2 protein-coding genes are annotated in these 1,030 nt (G+C 72.0%); both read right to left on the reverse strand.

All coding sequences use genetic code 11. The features are described from left to right. The coding region (locus tag ACZ5CR_RS47425; protein ID WP_468870293.1) for a hypothetical protein at positions 1-621 on the reverse strand (621 nt) is incomplete at its 3' end. Positions 622-734: 113 nt separating this feature from the next. After that, the coding region (locus ACZ5CR_RS47430; protein ID WP_468870294.1) for a glycoside hydrolase family 3 C-terminal domain-containing protein at positions 735-1,030 on the reverse strand (296 nt) is incomplete at its 5' end.

The raw sequence follows: 1,030 nt of genomic DNA on the forward strand, positions 1-1,030 counted from the left end.
GTAAAGCTCCGTCGCGGCGGGACACAGGGCCCGCTCCGAGACCGCCACCGTCACGCGATACTCCGGGGCCTTCCGCCCGGACCCGTCGCACGCCGTCTCCCGCACCTCCCCCTGCCCGGCGCTGTAGACGCAGTCGCCCACCACGGTCCGGGGTCCGCCCCCACCTCCGGGGTCCCCAGGATGCGGCTCCTCGAGATTCCGCATGCAGGCGTAGCCCCGCGGCACCTCCCCGTTCCCGTCCTCGTCCACCGCGGGCCGGTTCTCGCTGATGTGGAGCACGAAGTCCGTGCGGTCGGGGCACGAAGGACCCTCCGCGACCTTGCCGTCGTAGCGGGCGATGACGCGCGCCGCCGCCCGCTCACTCGTGCACGACACCTCCGTGAAGGTCTCGCGCCCCCGCGAACTGCACTCGTCCACGGCGAGGAAGACAACTCCGTGCCCTGACGACACCGGCGAGGACGGTTCGCGGTCGTCGAGCTGCCCGGACGAGTCGGAAGACCCCGGGCCGGCCGACTTCTGGCACCCCACCACTCCGGCGAACAACGCCGTCACCGCGAGCAGTACCAGCGTCCCTCTCACCACCACGGACCACGCCGTGTTCCTGCCAAGCAAGGCATGCATGGCAAACCCCCCGATATGTGCACCCAGCGTGACCCGCGCGGGCGGGCGCACGCCAGGTGCGTGGGGTGCTTTGGGCCAGGAGGAGGTGGTGCGCCCGTCGCGCGGCGTACGGATCAGTACGTCAGGCCGTACCCGACGGGGTACAGCACCTGCGCCGGATCATCCGCGCGCTGCACCGGCACGGGCAGCTTCCCCCGCGGCTCGACGCGCCCCGCCACCACCCGTACCGCGGCGCGCAGTTCGACGTCCGTCCAGCAGTACGCGGCCAGTGACGCGCCCACGGACGGCAGCAGCGCCACGTCGTACGGATTGCGGATCGCCACGGCGACGACCGGAACACCCGTCGCCACCAACGCTTCCACCAGCGCGATCTGCGCGCTCCCCGCCCCCACGTTGTACGTGCCCACGA

The sequence above is a fragment of the Streptomyces sp. NPDC031274 genome (genome assembly GCF_055570235.1).